General features: G+C 59.1%; 17 protein-coding genes and 4 tRNA genes. 13 read left to right on the forward strand and 8 right to left on the reverse strand.

Annotation, left to right across the window (positions count from 1 at the left end; all coding sequences use genetic code 11):
• The first annotated feature begins 122 nt into the window (after positions 1 to 122).
• Positions 123 to 1,493, forward strand: coding sequence for an SseB family protein (locus tag D8M23_RS10745; RefSeq protein WP_023133151.1), 1,371 nt, complete (start codon positions 123 to 125; stop codon positions 1,491 to 1,493).
• 81 nt (positions 1,494 to 1,574) lie between these two features.
• Here D8M23_RS10745 and D8M23_RS10750 read toward each other — a convergent pair whose 3' ends face one another.
• The 4 genes from D8M23_RS10750 to D8M23_RS10765 form a co-directional block, all read right to left on the reverse strand.
• Complete coding sequence (locus D8M23_RS10750; protein ID WP_126854763.1) at positions 1,575 to 1,916, reverse strand: hypothetical protein; 342 nt, start codon at positions 1,914 to 1,916, stop codon at positions 1,575 to 1,577.
• The gene (locus D8M23_RS10755; RefSeq protein ID WP_126854764.1) at positions 1,916 to 2,386 is read right to left on the reverse strand and encodes a prevent-host-death protein; all 471 of its coding nucleotides are present in this window, start codon (positions 2,384 to 2,386) and stop codon (positions 1,916 to 1,918) included. Before D8M23_RS10755 ends, D8M23_RS10750 begins: the two co-directional genes overlap by 1 nt.
• Before the next feature lie 154 nt (positions 2,387 to 2,540).
• Positions 2,541 to 4,040 carry a catalase gene (locus D8M23_RS10760; protein ID WP_126854765.1) on the reverse strand — a complete coding sequence of 500 codons (1,500 nt, stop codon included), beginning with the start codon at positions 4,038 to 4,040 and terminating at the stop codon, positions 2,541 to 2,543.
• Positions 4,041 to 4,205: 165 nt separating this feature from the next.
• A complete protein-coding gene (locus tag D8M23_RS10765) occupies positions 4,206 to 4,784 on the reverse strand; it encodes a Fur family transcriptional regulator (RefSeq protein ID WP_126854766.1) in 579 nt (192 codons plus the stop codon).
• 305 nt (positions 4,785 to 5,089) lie between these two features.
• On the opposite strand from D8M23_RS10765, the gene htpX reads away from it, so the two are divergent.
• Complete coding sequence (gene htpX / locus D8M23_RS10770) at positions 5,090 to 5,980, forward strand: zinc metalloprotease HtpX (RefSeq protein WP_023133154.1); 891 nt, start codon at positions 5,090 to 5,092, stop codon at positions 5,978 to 5,980.
• A gap of 125 nt (positions 5,981 to 6,105) precedes the next feature.
• On the opposite strand, the gene D8M23_RS10775 is transcribed toward htpX, so the two are convergent.
• Positions 6,106 to 6,597, reverse strand: a complete 492-nt coding sequence (locus tag D8M23_RS10775; protein ID WP_023133155.1) for a YajQ family cyclic di-GMP-binding protein — start codon at positions 6,595 to 6,597, stop codon at positions 6,106 to 6,108.
• A 160-nt stretch (positions 6,598 to 6,757) separates the two neighbouring features.
• Here D8M23_RS10775 and D8M23_RS10780 point away from each other — a divergent pair, with 160 nt between their 5' ends.
• From D8M23_RS10780 to D8M23_RS10790, 3 genes are all read left to right on the forward strand, one after another.
• Positions 6,758 to 7,117, forward strand: a complete 360-nt coding sequence (locus D8M23_RS10780) for a hypothetical protein (protein ID WP_094757514.1) — start codon at positions 6,758 to 6,760, stop codon at positions 7,115 to 7,117.
• Positions 7,118 to 7,235: 118 nt separating this feature from the next.
• A tRNA-Tyr gene (locus D8M23_RS10785) sits at positions 7,236 to 7,317 on the forward strand.
• A 234-nt stretch (positions 7,318 to 7,551) separates the two neighbouring features.
• A complete protein-coding gene (locus tag D8M23_RS10790; RefSeq protein WP_126854767.1) occupies positions 7,552 to 7,923 on the forward strand; it encodes a thioredoxin family protein in 372 nt (123 codons plus the stop codon).
• Between the two features lie 109 nt (positions 7,924 to 8,032).
• On the opposite strand, the gene D8M23_RS10795 is transcribed toward D8M23_RS10790, so the two are convergent.
• Positions 8,033 to 9,175: a DNA-3-methyladenine glycosylase family protein gene (locus D8M23_RS10795; RefSeq protein ID WP_238693856.1), complete on the reverse strand. Its 1,143-nt coding sequence runs from the start codon at positions 9,173 to 9,175 to the stop codon at positions 8,033 to 8,035.
• A gap of 228 nt (positions 9,176 to 9,403) precedes the next feature.
• Between D8M23_RS10795 and D8M23_RS10800 the strand changes: the two genes are divergently transcribed.
• The 5 genes from D8M23_RS10800 (at position 9,404) to D8M23_RS10820 (ending at position 14,222) form a co-directional block, all read left to right on the forward strand.
• Positions 9,404 to 11,227, forward strand: coding sequence for a DUF2079 domain-containing protein (locus D8M23_RS10800; RefSeq protein ID WP_126854768.1), 1,824 nt, complete (start codon positions 9,404 to 9,406; stop codon positions 11,225 to 11,227).
• A gap of 437 nt (positions 11,228 to 11,664) precedes the next feature.
• Positions 11,665 to 13,791, forward strand: a complete 2,127-nt coding sequence (locus D8M23_RS10805; protein ID WP_238693857.1) for a DEAD/DEAH box helicase — start codon at positions 11,665 to 11,667, stop codon at positions 13,789 to 13,791.
• A 183-nt stretch (positions 13,792 to 13,974) separates the two neighbouring features.
• Positions 13,975 to 14,046, forward strand: a tRNA-Thr gene (locus tag D8M23_RS10810).
• A gap of 29 nt (positions 14,047 to 14,075) precedes the next feature.
• Positions 14,076 to 14,149 (forward strand) — tRNA-Met (locus D8M23_RS10815).
• A 1-nt stretch (position 14,150) separates the two neighbouring features.
• Positions 14,151 to 14,222 (forward strand) — tRNA-Thr (locus D8M23_RS10820).
• A 240-nt stretch (positions 14,223 to 14,462) separates the two neighbouring features.
• Here the strand turns inward: D8M23_RS10820 and D8M23_RS10825 are convergent.
• Positions 14,463 to 15,467, reverse strand: coding sequence for an LLM class flavin-dependent oxidoreductase (locus D8M23_RS10825; protein ID WP_126854769.1), 1,005 nt, complete (start codon positions 15,465 to 15,467; stop codon positions 14,463 to 14,465).
• A 167-nt stretch (positions 15,468 to 15,634) separates the two neighbouring features.
• Between D8M23_RS10825 and D8M23_RS10830 the strand changes: the two genes are divergently transcribed.
• From D8M23_RS10830 to D8M23_RS10840, 3 genes are all read left to right on the forward strand, one after another.
• Positions 15,635 to 16,090, forward strand: a complete 456-nt coding sequence (locus D8M23_RS10830) for a MaoC family dehydratase N-terminal domain-containing protein (protein WP_037231169.1) — start codon at positions 15,635 to 15,637, stop codon at positions 16,088 to 16,090.
• Positions 16,090 to 16,551, forward strand: a complete 462-nt coding sequence (locus D8M23_RS10835; RefSeq protein ID WP_126854770.1) for a MaoC family dehydratase — start codon at positions 16,090 to 16,092, stop codon at positions 16,549 to 16,551. Before D8M23_RS10830 ends, D8M23_RS10835 begins: the two co-directional genes overlap by 1 nt.
• A 139-nt stretch (positions 16,552 to 16,690) precedes the next feature.
• Positions 16,691 to 17,800: a UDP-N-acetylmuramate dehydrogenase gene (locus tag D8M23_RS10840; RefSeq protein ID WP_126854771.1), complete on the forward strand. Its 1,110-nt coding sequence runs from the start codon at positions 16,691 to 16,693 to the stop codon at positions 17,798 to 17,800.
• Positions 17,801 to 17,920: 120 nt separating this feature from the next.
• Here the strand turns inward: D8M23_RS10840 and D8M23_RS10845 are convergent, their stop codons facing one another.
• The gene (locus D8M23_RS10845; RefSeq protein WP_126854772.1) at positions 17,921 to 18,457 is read right to left on the reverse strand and encodes a DUF1697 domain-containing protein; all 537 of its coding nucleotides are present in this window, start codon (positions 18,455 to 18,457) and stop codon (positions 17,921 to 17,923) included.
• Positions 18,458 to 18,491: the final 34 nt, after the last annotated feature.

Below are 18,491 nucleotides of genomic sequence, written 5' to 3' on the forward strand. Positions count from 1 at the left end.
GCGAAATCGTCGCATATCCGGTTGTTATTTTCGCTAAAATGGGTGGAGATAGGACGCCGCGCTCAACTCATACACTCGGCACTAGCTCACCACCGCCTAAGAGGAACAAAGAAAACGAACGTATGCTACAGATTCAATCAACTCAACCTGCACGCCGAGCAGTCAGAGTGCAGGAGGCCCTGAACAACATCGGCAGCTGGCTGCTTGATGTGGTGCGTGCAGAACCCGGCTGGAACGAGCTGATTCTGGACATTAAACCGCTCGCCGAACAGACGTTCGTGCGTGTGCGCGAGTTCCGTGACGACCAAGAGTTCATCGGAACGATCGGGCCTCTTAAGGAAGACTCTCCCGTCATTGAGGAGATCCGTAAGCTACAGCAGGCAGCCTACGACGATGTGCGCGGTACTTTCTTCACCGCCTCAATCGTGGTTGCCGCCATGAACTGGCCCAACCCGCAGTTCAGCGTTGGGGCATCCTACAAACGCGATATTGAGCCCGAAAGCTGGAAAGGTGAAGGCGGACTGACGGCGGTAGACGTGCGTGAGCACCTGCGCCAATTCCCGCGCGCCCGCAAGTTCGTGCCCGAATGGGCCTACGAGCGTCTGGGTGGCCGCGCCGACCGCAAAGACCTTGAAGAGTTCACGCGGGAAGGCAAAGAAGAGCACGAGGTGCCGAACAGTTACCTTGTGCACGCCCTTGACGTCTTCAAGAATGATGTTCGCGAAGAGACCCTCATTAACGTGGTGCGCACCCTTGTGGGCGGGGATGTGCTGGTCGATGCTACCGGCTCCACCGTTGTGCCCCAGGGGCAGCTTGAAATCGGCCCCGAATCCCAGCTGCGCTACCAGGTGATCCGCCACGACCAGAATACTCAGGCGCTGAGCGTCTTCTCATCCTCGGAGTACATTCTGGGCAGCCCCGGCTACGATAAATCCCGTGAAGGCGATGAGCTGATCCTGCGTGAGCCCGCAATGAAGATCCTCATGGACTTCCTCAGCAATGAGGACCTGGACCTGATCGTGATCGACCCCGGCAGCGACCACGAGTGCTACATTGAGCGCGCCCAGGTGGAGTGGGTTGTGGGCGCTCCCCGTAACGACGGGGCGAAGATGGCGCTGATGAACGATAATATGCAGCAGCTTCTCGGCTCCCTGGTGGCCCCGAACTCAATGCTTCTGGTGGCCGTTGACCCGAACGACCCGATGAGCCGGCCCTTCTACGCCCCGGACGAGAACGGCAAACCAAAGAGTATGCTGGTGTTCACCTCGCCCATTGAGGTGGCCGCAATCGACCCGAAGATTACGGTGCGCGCAGCCCACGCCCTGGAGGTGCTCAAGTTCGCCATCTCGGACGGCGCGAAGAGCGTGCAGATCAACCTGTTTAACCCCAGCACCACGCTGAGCCTGAAGCAGATCCGTGAGCTCCTGGACATCACCCAGGAACAGGAGAACATGCAGAAAGAGGCAATGAGCGAGGCAGCGGTAAACATATAGCCGCACGTATAGCCTCTGCACATACTCATACTGGACGTGCCCGCCACCGAACTATCCGGTGGCGGGCACGAATCTTTACTCCTATTTGGTTTCGTTGGGATGGTGCGTGTGTACCGCGACTATATAGACCGATTGGTCTTCAACGTAATACCATATTCTGGCGCTGCCGCCCAAGGTTGGCTTATATTGCCATAAGGTGTGAGCAGCACCTTGATGCACAATAGTGGCTTCCTTACCTTTCAAAGGGTAGCTTCGTTGAGTATGTTTCAGTGGCGTTTGAGTGAGAAAATCCCACGCATCAACCATAGGGTTTCGTAGGGTGGCAACGAGGTCACGCCATTTTTTGGAGGCATCATGAGTCCCGAAAAAGAGCTCATACTCATATTTCTTTGTAGGCCGTGGGACTCTGGATTTCTTAGCCATTAGGGGCGCTCCACCCGGATAGGCTCAGTAAGCCAGTCAATGGGGTCCTGGAACAAGCCATGTTTGCGCGCGTAGGCGCTTTCTTTCCAGCTCTCAATTTCAGTCAGGAAGAAATCGATAGACCCGCCGGTTAGCGCGTCTCGTGCGCTATTAACGATGTCTTGGGCGCACTGGGCCTTGTCTTCAGCGGCAAGAAAATATATCCACGGAAAAACATCAACCAAATTATCTTCCAGCGACCCCGCAGAACGGGTAGTGGCAGCAAGAATTTGCGCGGCGTACTCGGAAAGTATGTGCCGTTTATGCTCTTCTTGCTCCGTCATGAGTACATAATTCTCCCCATCACGACGCACGACACGAACCGGATGCTGCGACGCCAACATAAATGCAGCTTTGGAATTACGGCTCAAGTCAGAGGAGGTAACTTCCTGATAAGACATCAGAGAGTGGATGTGGTTCTTCGTCGTCATATACCAACCGTAGCAGAACAACAGAATCTTTTCATGAAAAGTTCAGAACTTTTTCATATGTAGGTTTCGCTGGTTTAAAAGGCTCAGGGCCGGTGACCCCACCTCACAGAAAGTCACCGGCCCCGAGCTACGGCCACACGTAACCTACAGGAGGTTACGCTGCCGCGCCGCACGAACTAGGCGCAGCGGCGGCCGCCACGGCCTCGCGTACGCGAGAACCGAGTTCAGGGTGCACGTTATCCCAGTACGTGAAGGCGCGCTCACGAATCTCATCGGAGCGAACGGCGCCCACATGGCCAGCGATATTGCTGACCAGACGCTCACGCTGAGCATCATCCATGGTCACCTCGTACAGGGTGCGTGCCTGGCTGAAGTCATCATCTTCAGCCCGCAGGGTGTAAGCAGTGCGCACCAGGGAACCATCAGACTCCCAGTTACCTTCGCCAGCGCGTGCCGCATCGGCATGCGGACCGCCCAGGCTGTTCGGTGCGTAAGTCGGAACGGACGGGTCGTTAAAGTTATAGCGCATCGAGCCATCATGTGAATAGTTGTTCACCGGCGCTGCGTGGGGTGCGTTCACCGGCAGCTGCGCGAAGTTAGTGCCGATGCGGTAGCGGTGCGCATCCGGGTAGGAGAAGATACGTCCGAGCAGCATCTTATCGGGCGAAGCCGCAATACCGGGCACAAAATTCGAGGGGGAGAAGGCAGCCTGCTCAATCTCGGCGAAGAAATTCTGCGGGTTGCGATCCAGCACCATGCGGCCCACCTTGATCAGCGGGTAATCCGAGTGCGGCCACACCTTCGTCAGATCGAAGGGGTTAATACGGTAGGTCTTCGCCTCCTCATAGGGCATGATCTGCACATAGAGCGTCCAGGCGGGGTAGTCGCCACGCTGAATAGCCTCGCGCAGGTCGCGGCGGTGGAAGTCAGCATCCTTGCCCGCCATCTCATCGGCCTGAGCCTGGGTAAAGAACTCGTTGCCCTGCTCGGTCTTGAAATGGTACTTAACCCAGAAGCGCTCGCCTTCGGAGTTAATCCACTGGTAGGTGTGTGAGCCGAAGCCGTCCATGTGGCGCAGGGTGCGGGGCAGGCCGCGGTCGCCCATCAGCCAGGTGACCTGGTGCGCCGTTGCGGGGTTCAGGCTCCAGAAATCCCACTGCATGTCGTGATCGCGCAGACCCGAACCGGGCATACGTTTCTGCGAGTGGATGAAGTCGGGGAACTTAATGGCATCGCGAATGAAGAAGATAGGGGTGTTGTTGCCTACCAGGTCGTAGTTGCCTTCGGTGGTGTAGAATTTCACCGCGAAACCGCGGGGGTCACGCCACGTATCGGGGGAGCCGGACTCGCCCGCCACGGTCGAGAAACGAATCAGCAGCTCGGTTTTAACGCCCGGCTGAAAGAGTGCCGCACGGGTGTACTGCGAAACGTCTTCGGTGGTTTCAAAGTAGCCGTATGCGCCGGTTCCCTTTGCGTGCACCACTCGCTCGGGAACACGCTCTCGGTTGAACTGGGCGAGCTTTTCAACGGCGTAAGCATCGTGCAGAACGATGGGACCATCAGCCCCAATGGTGAGGGAATGGTCGTCTGAAGCCACCGGCGTGCCGGTGCTTGTGGTCGTAAAAGATCCGGGGTGAATGGGGTTATTCGTCATGTCTCTTCCCTAACTCTGACGTATCGCGCGGTGTGGTGTACGCAACCGTGCGCTGTTTGGTGATGCGGTGCCGCATGAGCAGGTGGGTATCGGCACTTTAGAAGGTGCTGCCGGTGCGCCGCTGCAGCCGTGTGAGGACTGAGCGGGTGGGTCGCCACGGCACCTTTAGCGGCTGATGCTCTCTGCTGCTTGTTTCTGTGCCGCAGCAAGGTGTGTTTCTTCTTCGGTTTGGCAGTCGGCGCAGATGCCCTGGTAGAGCACATCTGCGCTAATGAGCGCCATGCCGTGGAAGTCGCTGGGTGTCAGGCAAGGTGCTGAGCCGATGGCGCAGTCTACGTCCTGAACTTTTCCGCAGCGAATGCAGAAAGCGTGATGGTGGTTATCACCCGTGCGGGTTTCGTACAGTCCGGGGGTCCCAGGCGGTTCGAACTTGCGCAGCAGGTCTATGTCAGTGAGGTCTGTGAGGATGACGTACACCGACTGTACGGTAATGGAGGGGAGCTCCTGCCGTACAGCGGTGACAATTTCTTCCGCGTTGGAGTGCGGATGTGACTGAACCGCGCGGAGTACAGCGAGGCGCTGCTTGGTCACCCTACGTCCTTTGGAGCGCAGGCTAGCCGACCAGACTTCCTCTAGAAGCTGCGGCGTAGTATCTGCGTCTGCCGGGAGCGGGCCGGTGTGGGCGCATCCTCGGGGTGCGCGCTCGGCTCTAGGGGCCGCGTTCGTGGCTACGGTTTCGGTCATGACCACCACTCTACATTTAATCTGAGTATTTCACAATTGGTAATCTGAATTTCTCATAATAAATTGATAAAAATGCGTAATGCGCTGTCGCTAAAAACCGTGTCATGGTGCCTTAAGAGGGGTATGTAGTTCCATGACCGGTGATTTATCTCTCATGCAGCGGTGGATGTGTGCATGCAAAACACCCCGCTCTGGGCGAAGTCTCCCACGCGCCAGCCGCGCACCCCGTATCCTAAGAAAAAACACGTTCACCCTAACACCCCGCTGCACACACCAGCATGGGAAGTTGAAACGGGGAAGGAAAAATGCACAAACACTACAACGGCCTCAAAACCGCCCTGCTCATGGGGACTATGGTGGGGCTCCTTATGCTTATTGGCGCGGTTATCTCGGCGTACACCCGCAGCATGCTCTTCATCTGGCTTTTCGGGCTCATCGGGCTCGGCTCGGTAGCCTACACCTACTGGAACTCAGATAAACTTGCCCTGCGTTCCATGAACGCCTACCCGGTCAGTCGCGAAGAAGTGCCTGTACTCTACGACATTGTGGAAGAGCTCTCCTCCCGCGCGAACCAGCCCATGCCCCGCCTGTACGTGGCACCCACCCAAACCCCTAATGCGTTTGCTACCGGCCGTAACCCGCAAAACGCCGCCGTATGCTGCACCGAAGGTATCCTGCAGCTGCTTGATGAGCGAGAAATGCGCGGGGTTTTAGGACATGAGCTGATGCACGTGTATAACCGGGACATCCTCACCAGCTCTATCGCCGCGGGTATTTCTACTATTATCGGCACCATCGCTAACGTGGTAAGTTTCGGGGCTATGTTTGGCGGCGGTAACCGTCACGAACGCGGTAACCCGCTCGGGGCTCTTGCGATCGCTGTGCTCGCGCCGCTGGCCTCCGCCGTTATTCAAATGGCTATTAGCCGCACCCGCGAGTATGACGCCGATGAAGACGGTGCCGCGCTCACCAACGACCCGCTGGCACTTGCCTCGGCGCTCAATAAGCTTGAATCCGGGGTGTCGCTGTACCCTATGGATCCCGATAACCCGCGTACCGCCACCACCTCCTCCATGATGATCGCCAACCCCTTCGGCAACCTAAATATTGGGAAGTTCTTCTCAACCCACCCGCCGATGGATCAGCGTATCGCTCGTTTGCAGCAGATGGCGCGCGATAACGGGCAGTACAACTAGACCTGCCGCCCCAGTGCCCGGTTGGAGCGACCAACTGGTTAAGGCTTAGGGCAGTATACGCGGCGGGGTGGGTACCGAAATGTTCCGGTACCCACCCCGCCGTGCGTATGTTGTGTGTGCGTGTCTTAGCGGTAGTTTACGAACTGCAGATCCACCTCAAGGTCTGCCGCCTTGAGCATCGCAATAACATCCTGCAGATCATCACGTGATTTGGATGAAACACGCAGTTCGTCCCCCTGAATCGTTGCTTTAACACCCTTGGGGCCTTCGTCGCGGATGAGCTTGGAAATCTTCTTCGCCTGATCCTGGGCAATACCTTCCTTAATGGCGCACTCAATGCGGGTCTCCTTACCCGAAGCATAAGGCTTGCCATCGTCCAAAGACTTGAGCGAGATGCCGCGCTTGACGAGCTTCGACTGGAAGACATCTAGAACTGCCAGTGCCCGCTCCTCGGTATTGGCTTTAATCAGGATTTTCTCGCCCGAAAAGTCGATCTCTGCGCCCACATTGCGAAAATCGTAGCGCTGTGAGACCTCTTTCTGCGCCTGGTGCAGGGCGTTAGCAACCTCCTGCTTATCAACCTTTGAGACGATGTCGAATGAAGACTCGCTTGCCATTGGTTTTCTGTTCCTTTCGGTTGGTAACGGGTTGCGGCGCGCCAGCGCGCACCTAGTACATATCTAGCCTACCCGCTCTGAGGCGCCGTTCACAGCGAACTATCAGGTTCGCTCGAATATTTCTCAGCTTGTTCCAACATTGGCCGCTCAAAATGGAGATATGACGACTAACTACTACACACACGATATTACTCATAACAATCCAAATGACCTGGAAACCCTGCTTTTCTTGGATATTTATAGTTCTCTCGACCTTGACCCGGCCGATATTCCCGATGCCGAGAAGGTCGAGGCCACAACGGCTGTTGAAGTTGGTGACGAGCAGGAAACTGATGAGGAGTTCTCCCCATTTGAGGGCATTGGGGTGACGCTCACTGACCCGAACATTGTGGCTCGGTTCAATGGCGTCCGCCGCGATCTGCTGCGGGAGATTCGGGGCGGGATGTGCACCGTCGAACAGGCTCAGCGGTACCTGGAGCACCTCGAAATCACGCTGCTGCTCGAACAAGACGGCGAATAGAAAAAGTAGCGTTCCTCACAAATAAGGGTGCTGATTTCACACAGTTGCTATACATGCTGTAGACTTTTATCTGTTCGCCTGACGAACGTCTAACAATCATAAATATGATGGTTAGCTTGGCAGATTACCCGAGCGGCCAAAGGGGGCTGACTGTAAATCAGCTGGCACAGCCTACGGGGGTTCGAATCCCTCATCTGCCACAAATAACCCGGTTACTGCGGTAGCCGGGTTTTTTGTACCCGCCCACTACCTGCCCGAAACAGCAGGGCGATACCGCCAATAAGCATGGTGCAGGTTGCGTTCAGCACCCCAAACCCGTTTTCATGTTGTTAACCGCATAAAATATGACGAAAATACGACACGAAACCAACACATTCTTTAGTCTGTGAGTGAAATATTCGCGCTAAGCGCCCGTAAGGTGTAGCGTTATCTGCATGGCAACTATCGAAATTACCCAGCAGAACCTCCTGCCCACCGTCCAGGAGAACGACATCGTCTTCCTCGACTTCTGGGCTGACTGGTGCGGTCCTTGCAAGCAGTTCTCGCCTGTCTATGAGGCTGCCTCCGAGAAATACAGCGACATCACCTTCGGTAAGGTAGACACCGAAGACCAGGGTCAGCTCGCGCAGGACGCTGGTATTACCTCCATTCCCACCATTATGGGGTTCCGTGAGGGCATCCTCGTATACTCGCAGCCGGGTGCGCTCAACGAGTCACAGTTTGAGCAGGTGATCTCATCCATCCGAGACCTCGACATGGATAAGGTTCACGCAGAGGTAGCCGCCGCAGAAAAGGCAGAATCCTAAGCTTAGCGCAAACGTGCGCATATGATGCAGGGGCCGGTACCGTACAGGTGCCGGCCCTACACGTGTACCCACCCTGAGGAACCCCGCCGAACCCGGTACGTATACAGTCTTATAGGTCGCGGTAATCCCGCACCGGCGTGCGCGGGCCGTGTCTCGGCTCGGTAGCGCCCGCAGCCAGAATCAGCCGAACCACCCGCTGGCGGTGCCCCGCGTACGGGGCTAAAAGCCTGAGCATATCGGCATCATCACCCCGCTTCCCACGCAGGGCATACCCCACATGGTGCGCCAAATGGTAGTCGCCTACACTCACCGCATCCGGGTGGCCCACCTGAATCTGAAGCACCTGGGTTACGGTCCACGGACCCACCCCGTGCAGCGACCCCAAGGCGGAAGCAAAATGAGTCACCGGGCCCGCAGCGGCAAGACGGTGCAGAGAATCGGCGGCGCGGGCGTAGGCGCGCACCGCGTTATAACGCGCCGCATCAACCCCCACCCGGTGCCACCCCCAATCCGGGATCGCTCCAAGCGTGCGGGCCGTTGGGTGCACGCGCATCCCCGCAGGCTGATCACGGTACCCCGACTCCACGGCGGGTTCCCCGTAGCGTATGAGCACGTCACGCTGCGTCTGGAACGCCTCCTTCAGGGTGACGCGCTGCTCAATAATGGCTGCAAAAACGTGACGGTCCAGCTGGTCCGAGGCGCTAAGCCGCAGCCCCGGATGTTCCTGATGCGCCCTGCGTAAGCTGCGCGGCAGGCTCGCGTACCCCGCCGAAGCGGTAAACGACTCCCAAGAATCACCCAATCCCAGCCACGCTGGGCAGCTTCGCACCAGCGCCTCCACATCGGCCCGCGCCTGCGGCTCTTCAAGAAGCATTTCGGGTGATAGCCGCGCCCACGCCCGCACTAGGATGGGGCGCATCAGCAGGCGGTGAAGGGCCGGCAGGGCGGGCTCGGGGGTGTTATCTGCCGCCCGAGAAAAACGTAGGGTGACCGGGAGCATCAGCTGCGGGGTGCGGGCGGTAACCCACACCGTCTCGGCCCCCGGCTCCCGGGCAGTTATCCGATATGCGGCATCTGCGGCACCCCGCTGCAATACCCCCAGTGTCTGGCCCATATGCACCGGAACCTGCGGGCGGATCATCGCCTGCACCCCGATCGTCGCCTCCTGTGTGATTGCGCTGGTGCGAGTGGGTAGCGGCGCCAGCTCAACCTCTGGTAGCGCCATGGGCGGTGTCGGAAGATTCGGGGGCATACACACATGCTACCGCAGCCTCGTGCCCCACATACCGCCGCCTGAGCTTGTCACCGTGGTGCTGACCATAGGAAATGTGCACCACCGTATCAGCTGTTACACCGGGGGATAAGATACCCTTATGAGGTAGATATTCATGATGCGGATGCCCCGTGCACGGTGCGGGTGCATCCTTATCAATGCGCCACTACAGAGCACCGTAGACAAACAGGCTGACAGGGGAACAACATGGCCGCAGGGGCATCCGGTACAGAGGATACGCCGAACACTCAATCTAATACTGGTAAAGCACCCGACACCACCACCGAAAATACTGCGCCCGAAACCGGCGTGCCCGCACACTCCGCCGAGACAGAACCTAGAAAAAATATCGGTACGCGCCTGCGTGAAAAACAGGGTTCCCTGCTGGCGGGGCTGCTTGCGGTGTGCATTTTCATGCTGTACAACTACTACTCCTCACAGCAGCTGCTGCACTGGATCACCCCCTCCTGGGATTTAGCGATTTTTACCCAAATGGCCCAGGCGTACTCGCGGTTTGAAATGCCGATCGTGCCCATTAAAGGCCCCGACTTTAACCTGTGGGGTGACCATTTTCACCCCATCCTCATGCTCCTGGGGCCGGTGTACGCTTTCTTCCCCTCACCCATGACCCTGCTGGTGGTGCAGAACGGTATGGTGGCCCTTAGCGTGTACCTGACGGTGCGGTTTGCTCAGCGCGCGCTTGGCGGGCTCAACGGGCACGTTGTGGGGGTGCTCCTAGCCGCAGCATTTGGGCTGAGCTATGGGGTGCAGCAGGCGGTCGCCGCCCAGTTTCACGAGGTGGCGTTTGCCTTGCCGTTCCTAAGCCTCTCACTGGGACACCTGGTACTTGCTGGCACGCAGCAGAACCCGCAGCGCGCATCACATATTACACACGCCTGCTGGTGGGCGGCCCCGTTGGCGTTCGTTAAAGAAGACATGGGCGTTACCGCCGCCATGATCGGTGCAATCGCGCTCATCCGCTCCGGCTGGCTGCGTGAAGCGGCGAACACACTGTTCCCGCACGCCAGCAAGGACGTACCCGCATTCTGGCCGCGCCTGCGTGAGGTTTTTTCCGGGTGGACAAAATCGCGTGGGGCAGCCGAAGCCACCTTGCTGGTGGTGTGGGGCCTTTTCTGGTCGTACACCTCAATGAACCTGATACTGCCGATTTTTAACGTCAACCACCAGTTCGACTACGCCGACAAAGTGGACCTTTTCGGGGCCCTCAAGAACCCGCTGAACGCGCTTCAACTGCTGTTCACCCCCGATGAAAAAGCCCAAAGCCTCTGGCTTCTGCTCATGGTGGGCGCCTTCCTGTGGGTGGTCAGCCCCCTGGCGGCCGTGGCGCTGCCCACCATCGCCTGGCGGATGCTTTCAAGTAACTCGTCGTACTGGCTGAGCACCTGGCACTACTCGCTGGTACTTATGCCGATCGTATTCATGGCGCTGCTGGACGTGCTGGTGCGGGTGCACGAGCACCGTCGCCGGGTTGCCGCCTCGGCACACGATAAAGCCGCTGCGGATCAGAACACCGCCTACCAGAAGCCTGAGCAGCAGAACACGGCGGGGAGCGACTGGGCGAAACCATACCGAAACGCCACGCAGGCAATTATCCTCAAAACCCCGCTGTGGCTGGTGCCTCTTCTGGCTCTGGTGTTCACTGTCGCACCGATTCTTACCGCCCAGCCCACCCAGCCGCTGGCGCAGCTGACCGACCCGGTGTTCACCACCACCGATCAAACCAGTACCGAGGTGAACAAGCGCCGTGCCGTTGATGCGGTGCCCATCGGCGCGAGCGTGGCCACCGACCTGTCGATTATTACCGAGCTGATTCCCGGGCGCACTGTCTACTGGATTGGGCATCACGGTGAACCGGCCCCCGACTATGTGGTGATTGACCGCGCCGGTACCGCCTGGGGCGGTAAGCCCCCGACCAATGCGGCGCAGTACGCCGCCGACCGGTACGGGCACCCCTATGAGGTAGCTGAACGTGTGGGCACCATCGATATTGTGCGCCGCACCGACAAATAGCCTCCGTAAAATCCATGAGCCCTGCCTCTGATGCGCCCCACCGCCTGCTTCGGCAGCCGGTGGGGTGCACCTGTATCAGCTAACACTTGCCCCCATACCTGTCGCTGCGGTGTGGGCCAGCGTGAGGCGGAGTAAGCGAAAGTAATGTGCAGGCTAACCCCAACCGGTTCCCGGGTGCGGTACACTAGATGACGTACGGGTACCCCAAGAGGTCTTGTGCGCCCAAAAAGAGCCGGTTCGCCAGCTCGCACGGGAGGGCGCCGCACTCCGAATCAATTCTTCACCGCCCACCGGCGGACGCCACGTTTTCACCGTGCGTGGCGATGTTGCGTGTTTACGAGAAATTCAAGGCCTGAAAATCCCAGCAGCAACCATCCCATCGCACCACCGCATAGGCAATCCGCTCTGCGCGCCACGGCCCCGTCGGGCGGTGCAAGATGGGAGTACGTTTTCCGCAGGGACACGTGGAACAGGGGAACCCCGCCCGGTGCCGAAAAGCGCGCACCGTACGAACCCCTAAAACAATTGAGGAAAAATTGACTGAGAATATCTCTGCCGAGCAGGCAGACAACGCAACGTATACTGCCGATACCTCCGCCGCTGAACAGGAAACTGCGGCGCATACTGAGACTACGCAGGCCACCACGGAACAGAACGACGCCGCGCACCCCGAACAGGGAACCAGTGAAGAAACCCACGCCGCCGCGGCAGCTACAGCCCCCGAAACCACCGCAGAAAAAGGCGAGGAGAACGGCATTAAATTCACCGACCTGGGGCTAGACCCCCGAGTGCTCTCCGCACTCGAAGAAGTCGGCTACGAGAAACCTTCCCCCATCCAGGAACAGACCATCCCGCTGCTGCTGGACGGCAACGATGTGGTGGGCCTGGCACAAACCGGTACCGGCAAAACCGCAGCCTTTGCGCTGCCCGCACTCTCCCGCATGGCAGAACTCGCCGACATTAACGGCGTCTCCCGAGACACCCAGGTGCTCGTACTCGCCCCCACCCGCGAGCTCGCCCTGCAGGTTGCCGAGGCCTTCTCCTCCTACGCAACCCACATGGAAGACTTCACCGTGCTTCCCATCTACGGCGGCTCACCCTACGGGCCCCAGCTTGCCGGGCTGCGCCGCGGCGCACAGGTAGTCGTCGGCACCCCCGGGCGCGTGATCGACCACCTCAACAAAGGCTCGCTCGACCTCTCAAACCTGCAGTACCTGGTACTGGATGAGGCCGACGAAATGCTGCGCATGGGCTTCGCCGAAGACGTAGAAACCATTCTCGAAGGCACCCCGGACGCCAAACAGGTGGCGCTCTTCTCAGCCACCATGCCCACCTCGATCCGCAAAATCGCCCAGCAATACCTCAACGACCCCACCGAGGTGCGCGTCAAAACCAAGACCACCACCGGGGCGAACATCCGCCAGCGCTACATGCAGGTCACCCACTCCCACAAACTTGACGCCATGACCCGCGTGCTCGAAGTCGAAAACTACGACGGCATTATCGTCTTCGTACGCACCAAAAAAGAAACCGAAGAAGTCGCCGACAAGCTCAAGGCACGCGGCTTCCAAGCCGCAGCCATTAACGGCGACATCCCCCAGCAGCTGCGTGAACGCACCGTTGATGCGCTGCGCGACGGGCGCATCGACATTCTCGTAGCGACCGACGTTGCCGCCCGCGGGCTGGATGTTGAACGTATCTCCCTCGTGGTGAACTACGACATTCCGCACGACACCGAATCCTACGTGCACCGCATCGGGCGTACCGGCCGTGCCGGGCGTGACGGCGAAGCGATCCTCTTCGTCACCCCGCGCGAGAGGTACATGCTGCGGCAGATTGAAAAAGCAACCCGCCAAAAGGTTGAGCCGATGCGCATGCCCACCGCCCAAGACGTGAACGCGAACCGCAAACAGCGCTTCGCCGAGCAGATCACCACCACCATCGAAACCGAAGATTTGGACTTCTTCCGCCAGATCATTCAAGACTACGAGAACGAGCACGACATTACCGCCGAAGACATTGCGGCGGCACTGGCTGTTATCGCACAGCAGGGGCGGGCCTTCTTCCTCGACGAAGACGAGGATATTGCGCACGCCTCCCGCCCCTTCGCCGACGACGGAGACCGCCCCCGCAAGAACAAGGGCAAGAAACAGTTCAATAACGAGGGCATGGTCGACTACAAGCTGAATGTGGGCCGCTCCGCACGGGTGAGCGCCTCCGCGATTGTGGGTGCGCTCGCAAACGAGGGCGGCATTAAGGGCTCACAGATCGGTTCGATCGATATTCGCCAGCACTTCACAATTGTGGGGCTGCCGCAGGATCTGCCGCGTGATTTCTTTGAGCGTCTGCGCGACACCAAAATCGCCGGTGAGTTCATTAATATCCGCAAGGATAACGGCCCCAGGGGAGGCGGCTCCCGTGGCGGGCGCGGCGGTTTCCGCAATGACCGTGGCGGGTATGAGCGCCGCGGCGGTGGTTACCGTGAGGGCCGCAACAGCCGGGATGACCGTCGTGGCGGCTGCGGCGGGTACAAGGGCGGCGGGCACGGCGGCAAACGCTACTAGCCTGCTGCTGATGCCCCACCCGGCGTAGCGGCTCAGTGCAGCGGCTCGGCGGCGGCCCGCCTCCTTCAACGTGGAGGCGGGAGCACGCGCCGGGGTGGGGTATCCGACCCCCGCACACGTGGCGCAGAACACTCACCCTGCATTTGTCAAAAAGATGAACCGTGCCGTAAACTTTTATCTGTTGCCCCGATAGCTCAGTGGTAGAGCGCCATCTTGGTAAGATGGAGGTCCCGGGATCGATTCCCGGTCGGGGCTCTCGCATTGACCTGCAAGGTTAATGTTCTGGCGGTGTAGCTCAGCTGGTTAGAGCGCACGACTCATAATCGTGAGGTCGACGGATCGAGCCCGTCCACCGCTACGCCCCGATAGCTCAGTGGTAGAGCGCCATCTTGGTAAGATGGAGGTCCCGGGATCGATTCCCGGTCGGGGCTCAGCTAAGCCTGTCTCTTCGGAGGCAGGCTTTTGTTGTGTCTGCTGGCTCTTCACTGCAAAGTGCATGTGTGCCGAAGCGCCAGGGGTGGAGGCGGTCTAGACAGCGCCGCGCATGCCCGTCCTTCAGCCGTGGGGCGGCCTCAGTCATTTTAATGTGCGTGCGGTGCGCCTAGACCGCCTCCAACAGCCCTGATAGCCCGCCGGAACATCGTGTTCCGGCGAGATATTAGGGTTTTCCGTTACTCAGCTTTCTGGAAAATTGGTAGCTGTGAAAGCAGCTCATAGCTTCGGATACGGTCCTCAAACTCCCACGGTGCGCTCATCACAATCACCTCATTCGCGCCGGTGCGCTCCACCAAGTTAGTGAGCTGCCGCTGCGCAGTATCAGCGGATCCAACGATCGCCTCGGCGAGCATAGAATCGACGCGCTGCTTCTCAATAGGGCTCCACAGCTCATCCATAGTCTCAACCGGCGGGGCGTAAAGCGTGCGGCCGCGAATAACACCCAAAAAATGCTGCTGCATGGTGGTGAAAAGCCGCCGGGCCTGCTCATCGGTATCGGCGAGCATCGCGGCCGCACCCACTATCACATACGGTTCAGACAGCACACGCGACGGCGTGAAATTAGTGCGGTACAGGTTAATAGCCTCAGCCAGCGCTGCGGGCGCAAAATGGGAGGCAAACGCAAACGGCAGCCCCAACTGCGCCGCCAACGACGCCCCAAACGTAGACGAGCCCAGAATGTACAGGGGCACGTTCGAGCCCTGCCCGGGGATCGCATGCACCCGCCGCATGGGGGAGGGGCTGCCCAAATACCCCATGATCTCCTGCACCTCCGCCGGGAAATGAGCCGCCGCTGAATCATCCCGCCGCAGCGCCTGGGCGGTCATCGGGTCGGTGCCGGGTGCGCGGCCCAACCCCAAATCAATACGCCCAGGGTGGAACGCCTCAAGGGTACCAAACTGTTCTGCTACCACATACGGGGCGTGATTGGGGAGCATAATACCGCCCGACCCCACCCGGATACGCTCGGTCGCGGCGGCGATTTCAGCCATCACCACGACCGTCGCCGAAGAAAGCAGCGAACCAGCATTATGATGCTCGGCCACCCAGTACCGGCTGAACCCGAACCGTTCCACAGCCTGCGCCGCCTCAAGGGTGTAGCGCATGGTCTGGGTGTGCGAGCGGTCTTTGCGGGTGGGCATAAGATCCAGCACCGAGAACGGAATCTGCTGGTTAGTCATTGTGTCACTCCTTCACTGTGACGGTTAATGTACCTTCTTAGGCTACTCCCGCTTCGCGCGCGGCAACAGGAGGTTCGCCGTGGGCGGTTCCCACAGCCGTGAAAATGACGGGTGCCCCCGCCGCACTTGCGCCCCCACGTTGCGGCCAACCCGATAGACTGGTGGGTATGAGTATTAACCCTGACATTGTGGGCCGCGTGTACCCCGCCGAGGGCACCTACGCCGTTGGCCGCGAGAAGATCCGCGAATTTGCCCGCGCCGTACACGCCGAAAACCCTCTGCATCATGACGTTGAGGCGGCACGCGCCGCAGGATACGCAGACCTGATCGCCCCGCCCACCTTCGCTATCATCCTGTCCCAAGCAGCCGATGCCGCTCTGATTGGTGATAAATCTGCGGGCATCGATTTCTCCCGCGTAGTGCACGCCGACCAGCGCTTTACGCATCACCGTCCCATCGTGGCGGGGGACGAACTGCGCACCGAAGTTCATGTGGATTCCGTGCGTGTGATGGGTGCGGGCGCCATGCTCACCACCCGCGAAGAAATCACCGATGCTGACGGTAAACCCGTCACCACCTGTATCTCATCCCTGCTGGTACGTGCCGATGAGGAGGGCGAATAATGTCCGTAAACTTTGCAGAACTCGAAAAGGGGCAGGAGATCGGTTCCCGAACCGTCGAGATTTCGCGTGCATCACTGGTGCGGTATGCGGGCGCATCCGGCGACTTCAACCCGATTCACTGGAACGAGCGTTTTGCCCAGTCCGTGGGGCTTTCCGGCGTGATTGCGCACGGTATGCTCACGATGGGCACCGCCGTGCAGCTGGTGAGCGACTGGGCGGGCGATCCGGGCGCAATCGTGGACTACCAGACCCGCTTCACCAAACCTGTACCGGTGCCGGATGCGCCCGGTGACAACAACCCGGACACCCCCACGAATGCGCTGACTATCACCGGCAAGGTAGGCGCCGTGGATGAGGATGCGCGCACGGCTCGCATCGACCTCACCGTTACCGCTGACGACGGTGAAGGCACCCAGCAGAAGGTTCTGATGAAGACTCAGGCCGTGGTGAAATTTGCCTAGCCCGCGCTTGCAGTCGATACTCTGTGTGATTGTGCGTTGTTGAGTTATGGCAGGCCCGCTCCGACTACGGGGCGGGCCTGCCATAAGGTTTAGCTGACCCTAACGGAATAAAACGTGACAGACCGGTATTCTTAAAGACATGACTGAAAAGCTGCTGAGTGAGATCACCACCGCCCAAGTTGGCGGCCCTGCCCGCACATACATCCGCGCCACGACTGAAGCCGAGATTGTCGAGGCCGTTTCTTCCGCCGATGCCGCCAACGAACCCGTGCTGATCGTGGGCGGCGGCTCAAACCTGCTGGTTTCCGATGCCGGGTTTGACGGTACCGTTGTGCATATTGCATCCACCGGGGTTGAGGAGCTGCCCATTCCCGCATGTGGTGGCGCGAATGTGCGCGTGCAGGCGGGTACCGTGTGGGATGATTTCGTGCAGCTGAGCATTGAAAAAGAATGGTCCGGCCCGGCGGCGCTATCGGGTATTCCCGGGACCGTGGGCGCAACCCCCGTGCAGAATGTGGGCGCCTACGGGGTGGAGGTCGGCGAGTTCATCGCGTCCGTACGCACCTGGGACCGCCAGATTAACCAGTTTAAGACCTTCGCAAACGCCGATCTGCGTTTCGGCTACCGCGATTCAATCCTGAAACAAAACATGGTGAACGGCTCGCCGCGCTATGTGGTGCTGACCGTGGACTTCCAGTTCACGCTCGGCAGCCTGTCTTCACCCATTAAATACGGCGAGCTGGCGAAGAGCCTGGGCGTGCAGGTGGGGGAGCGCGCCGAATCCGCACTGGTGCGGGATAAGGTGCTGGCGCTGCGTGCCTCCAAGGGGATGGTGCTGGATGCCTTAGACCGCGATACCTTCTCGACCGGTTCGTTCTTCACGAACCCGATTGTGCCAGTGTCTGCACTGGGCTCTTTGCCTGAGGATGCGCCGCGCTTCCCGGTGGTAAAGCGCACCGGAGTGTTCGGAACCGAGCAGCAGGAAAGCGAGGAGTATGTGAAGCTCTCCGCCGCCTGGCTGATTCAGCACGCCGGGTTCGAGAAAGGCTTCGGGCTCGAAGGCGATGCGCGCGAGATTGCGGGCGGCCGCGCCTCGCTCTCGACCAAGCATACGCTGGCGATTACGAACCGTGGGGATGCCACCGCTGAGGATATTTTCGCGATCGCCCGTGCCGTGCGTGCCGGTGTTGCCGAGAAATTCGGGGTTGAGCTGGTACCCGAACCGGTCGTGGTGAACGGGAAGATTTAGGACTCTTCAGCTTCTTATTCCCTGCGATTCCCGCGGACAGATAAGGATTTTGACGAAAAGATAGCGGATTGTTATCTGCTCGTCAAAATACTATCTGCTCGTGGTTTAGCGGGGGCGGCGTTAATCCAGCAGGTCTAGAATCTTGTTGCAGGTTTTGGCGTTGCGCAGAGTCAGCTGGTTCGCGAAGGCTTTCTTCGACATGAACTTTCCGTACTGAGCCTTCTTATAATCGGGTGTGCTGTAGTTGCCGAAGTAGACGGCGCAGGTTCCTATGTGAAGCACTTCGTCGGGAACATCCAGTGTTTCGAGCTCGGCGGCGAGCGCATCGCGATCAGCATCAGTGGTGAAAAACATGGCGTCCAGGCGCGGCATGTCCTCGTTCCACCACTCGGGCAGGTTGTGCGCATCCTTGCGGTATTCGTCAGCGGTGAGAAGCGAGAAAGGAATCTCAAAATCGTAATGCTCCGCCAGCAGCTCGGTAATCTCCTGTGCCACGGTGGTTTTATCCCGCGAACTCACAAACAGCAGGTTTCCTGAGTTGATATAGCTTGTGACGTTCTCGTACCCCAGCGCAGCCAGCCGCTTTTTCAGCTCGGGCATCGACACCTTGCGCAGCTTCCCCAGGTTCACGCTCCTGAGCAAAAGAATGTACTGCATGGGCTTAAACCCTTTCTAACGATGAATGGTAAAA

It is taken from the genome of Rothia sp. HSID18067 (assembly GCF_003989445.1).
In the GTDB taxonomy this organism is placed as follows: Bacteria; Actinomycetota; Actinomycetes; order Actinomycetales; family Micrococcaceae; genus Rothia; species Rothia aeria.

Excerpts from the sequence above, each read along its gene's own strand:
- D8M23_RS10750 (WP_126854763.1), bottom strand. The coding sequence starts at position 1,916 with ATGGCTAAGAAATCCAGAGTCCCACGGCCTACAAAGAAATATGAGTAT.
- D8M23_RS10755 (WP_126854764.1), bottom strand. The coding sequence starts at position 2,386 with ATGACGACGAAGAACCACATCCACTCTCTGATGTCTTATCAGGAAGTT.
- D8M23_RS10775 (WP_023133155.1), bottom strand. The coding sequence starts at position 6,597 with ATGGCAAGCGAGTCTTCATTCGACATCGTCTCAAAGGTTGATAAGCAG.
- D8M23_RS10840 (WP_126854771.1), top strand. The coding sequence starts at position 16,691 with ATGACTGAAAAGCTGCTGAGTGAGATCACCACCGCCCAAGTTGGCGGC.
- htpX (WP_023133154.1), top strand. The coding sequence starts at position 5,090 with ATGCACAAACACTACAACGGCCTCAAAACCGCCCTGCTCATGGGGACT.
- D8M23_RS10780 (WP_094757514.1), top strand. The coding sequence starts at position 6,758 with ATGACGACTAACTACTACACACACGATATTACTCATAACAATCCAAAT.
- D8M23_RS10800 (WP_126854768.1), top strand. The coding sequence starts at position 9,404 with ATGGCCGCAGGGGCATCCGGTACAGAGGATACGCCGAACACTCAATCT.
- D8M23_RS10765 (WP_126854766.1), bottom strand. The coding sequence starts at position 4,784 with ATGACCGAAACCGTAGCCACGAACGCGGCCCCTAGAGCCGAGCGCGCA.
- D8M23_RS10790 (WP_126854767.1), top strand. The coding sequence starts at position 7,552 with ATGGCAACTATCGAAATTACCCAGCAGAACCTCCTGCCCACCGTCCAG.
- D8M23_RS10795 (WP_238693856.1), bottom strand. The coding sequence starts at position 9,175 with ATGCCCCCGAATCTTCCGACACCGCCCATGGCGCTACCAGAGGTTGAG.
- D8M23_RS10745 (WP_023133151.1), top strand. The coding sequence starts at position 123 with ATGCTACAGATTCAATCAACTCAACCTGCACGCCGAGCAGTCAGAGTG.
- D8M23_RS10825 (WP_126854769.1), bottom strand. The coding sequence starts at position 15,467 with ATGACTAACCAGCAGATTCCGTTCTCGGTGCTGGATCTTATGCCCACC.
- D8M23_RS10760 (WP_126854765.1), bottom strand. The coding sequence starts at position 4,040 with ATGACGAATAACCCCATTCACCCCGGATCTTTTACGACCACAAGCACC.
- D8M23_RS10845 (WP_126854772.1), bottom strand. The coding sequence starts at position 18,457 with ATGCAGTACATTCTTTTGCTCAGGAGCGTGAACCTGGGGAAGCTGCGC.
- D8M23_RS10830 (WP_037231169.1), top strand. The coding sequence starts at position 15,635 with ATGAGTATTAACCCTGACATTGTGGGCCGCGTGTACCCCGCCGAGGGC.
- D8M23_RS10835 (WP_126854770.1), top strand. The coding sequence starts at position 16,090 with ATGTCCGTAAACTTTGCAGAACTCGAAAAGGGGCAGGAGATCGGTTCC.
- D8M23_RS10805 (WP_238693857.1), top strand. The coding sequence starts at position 11,665 with ATGGGAGTACGTTTTCCGCAGGGACACGTGGAACAGGGGAACCCCGCC.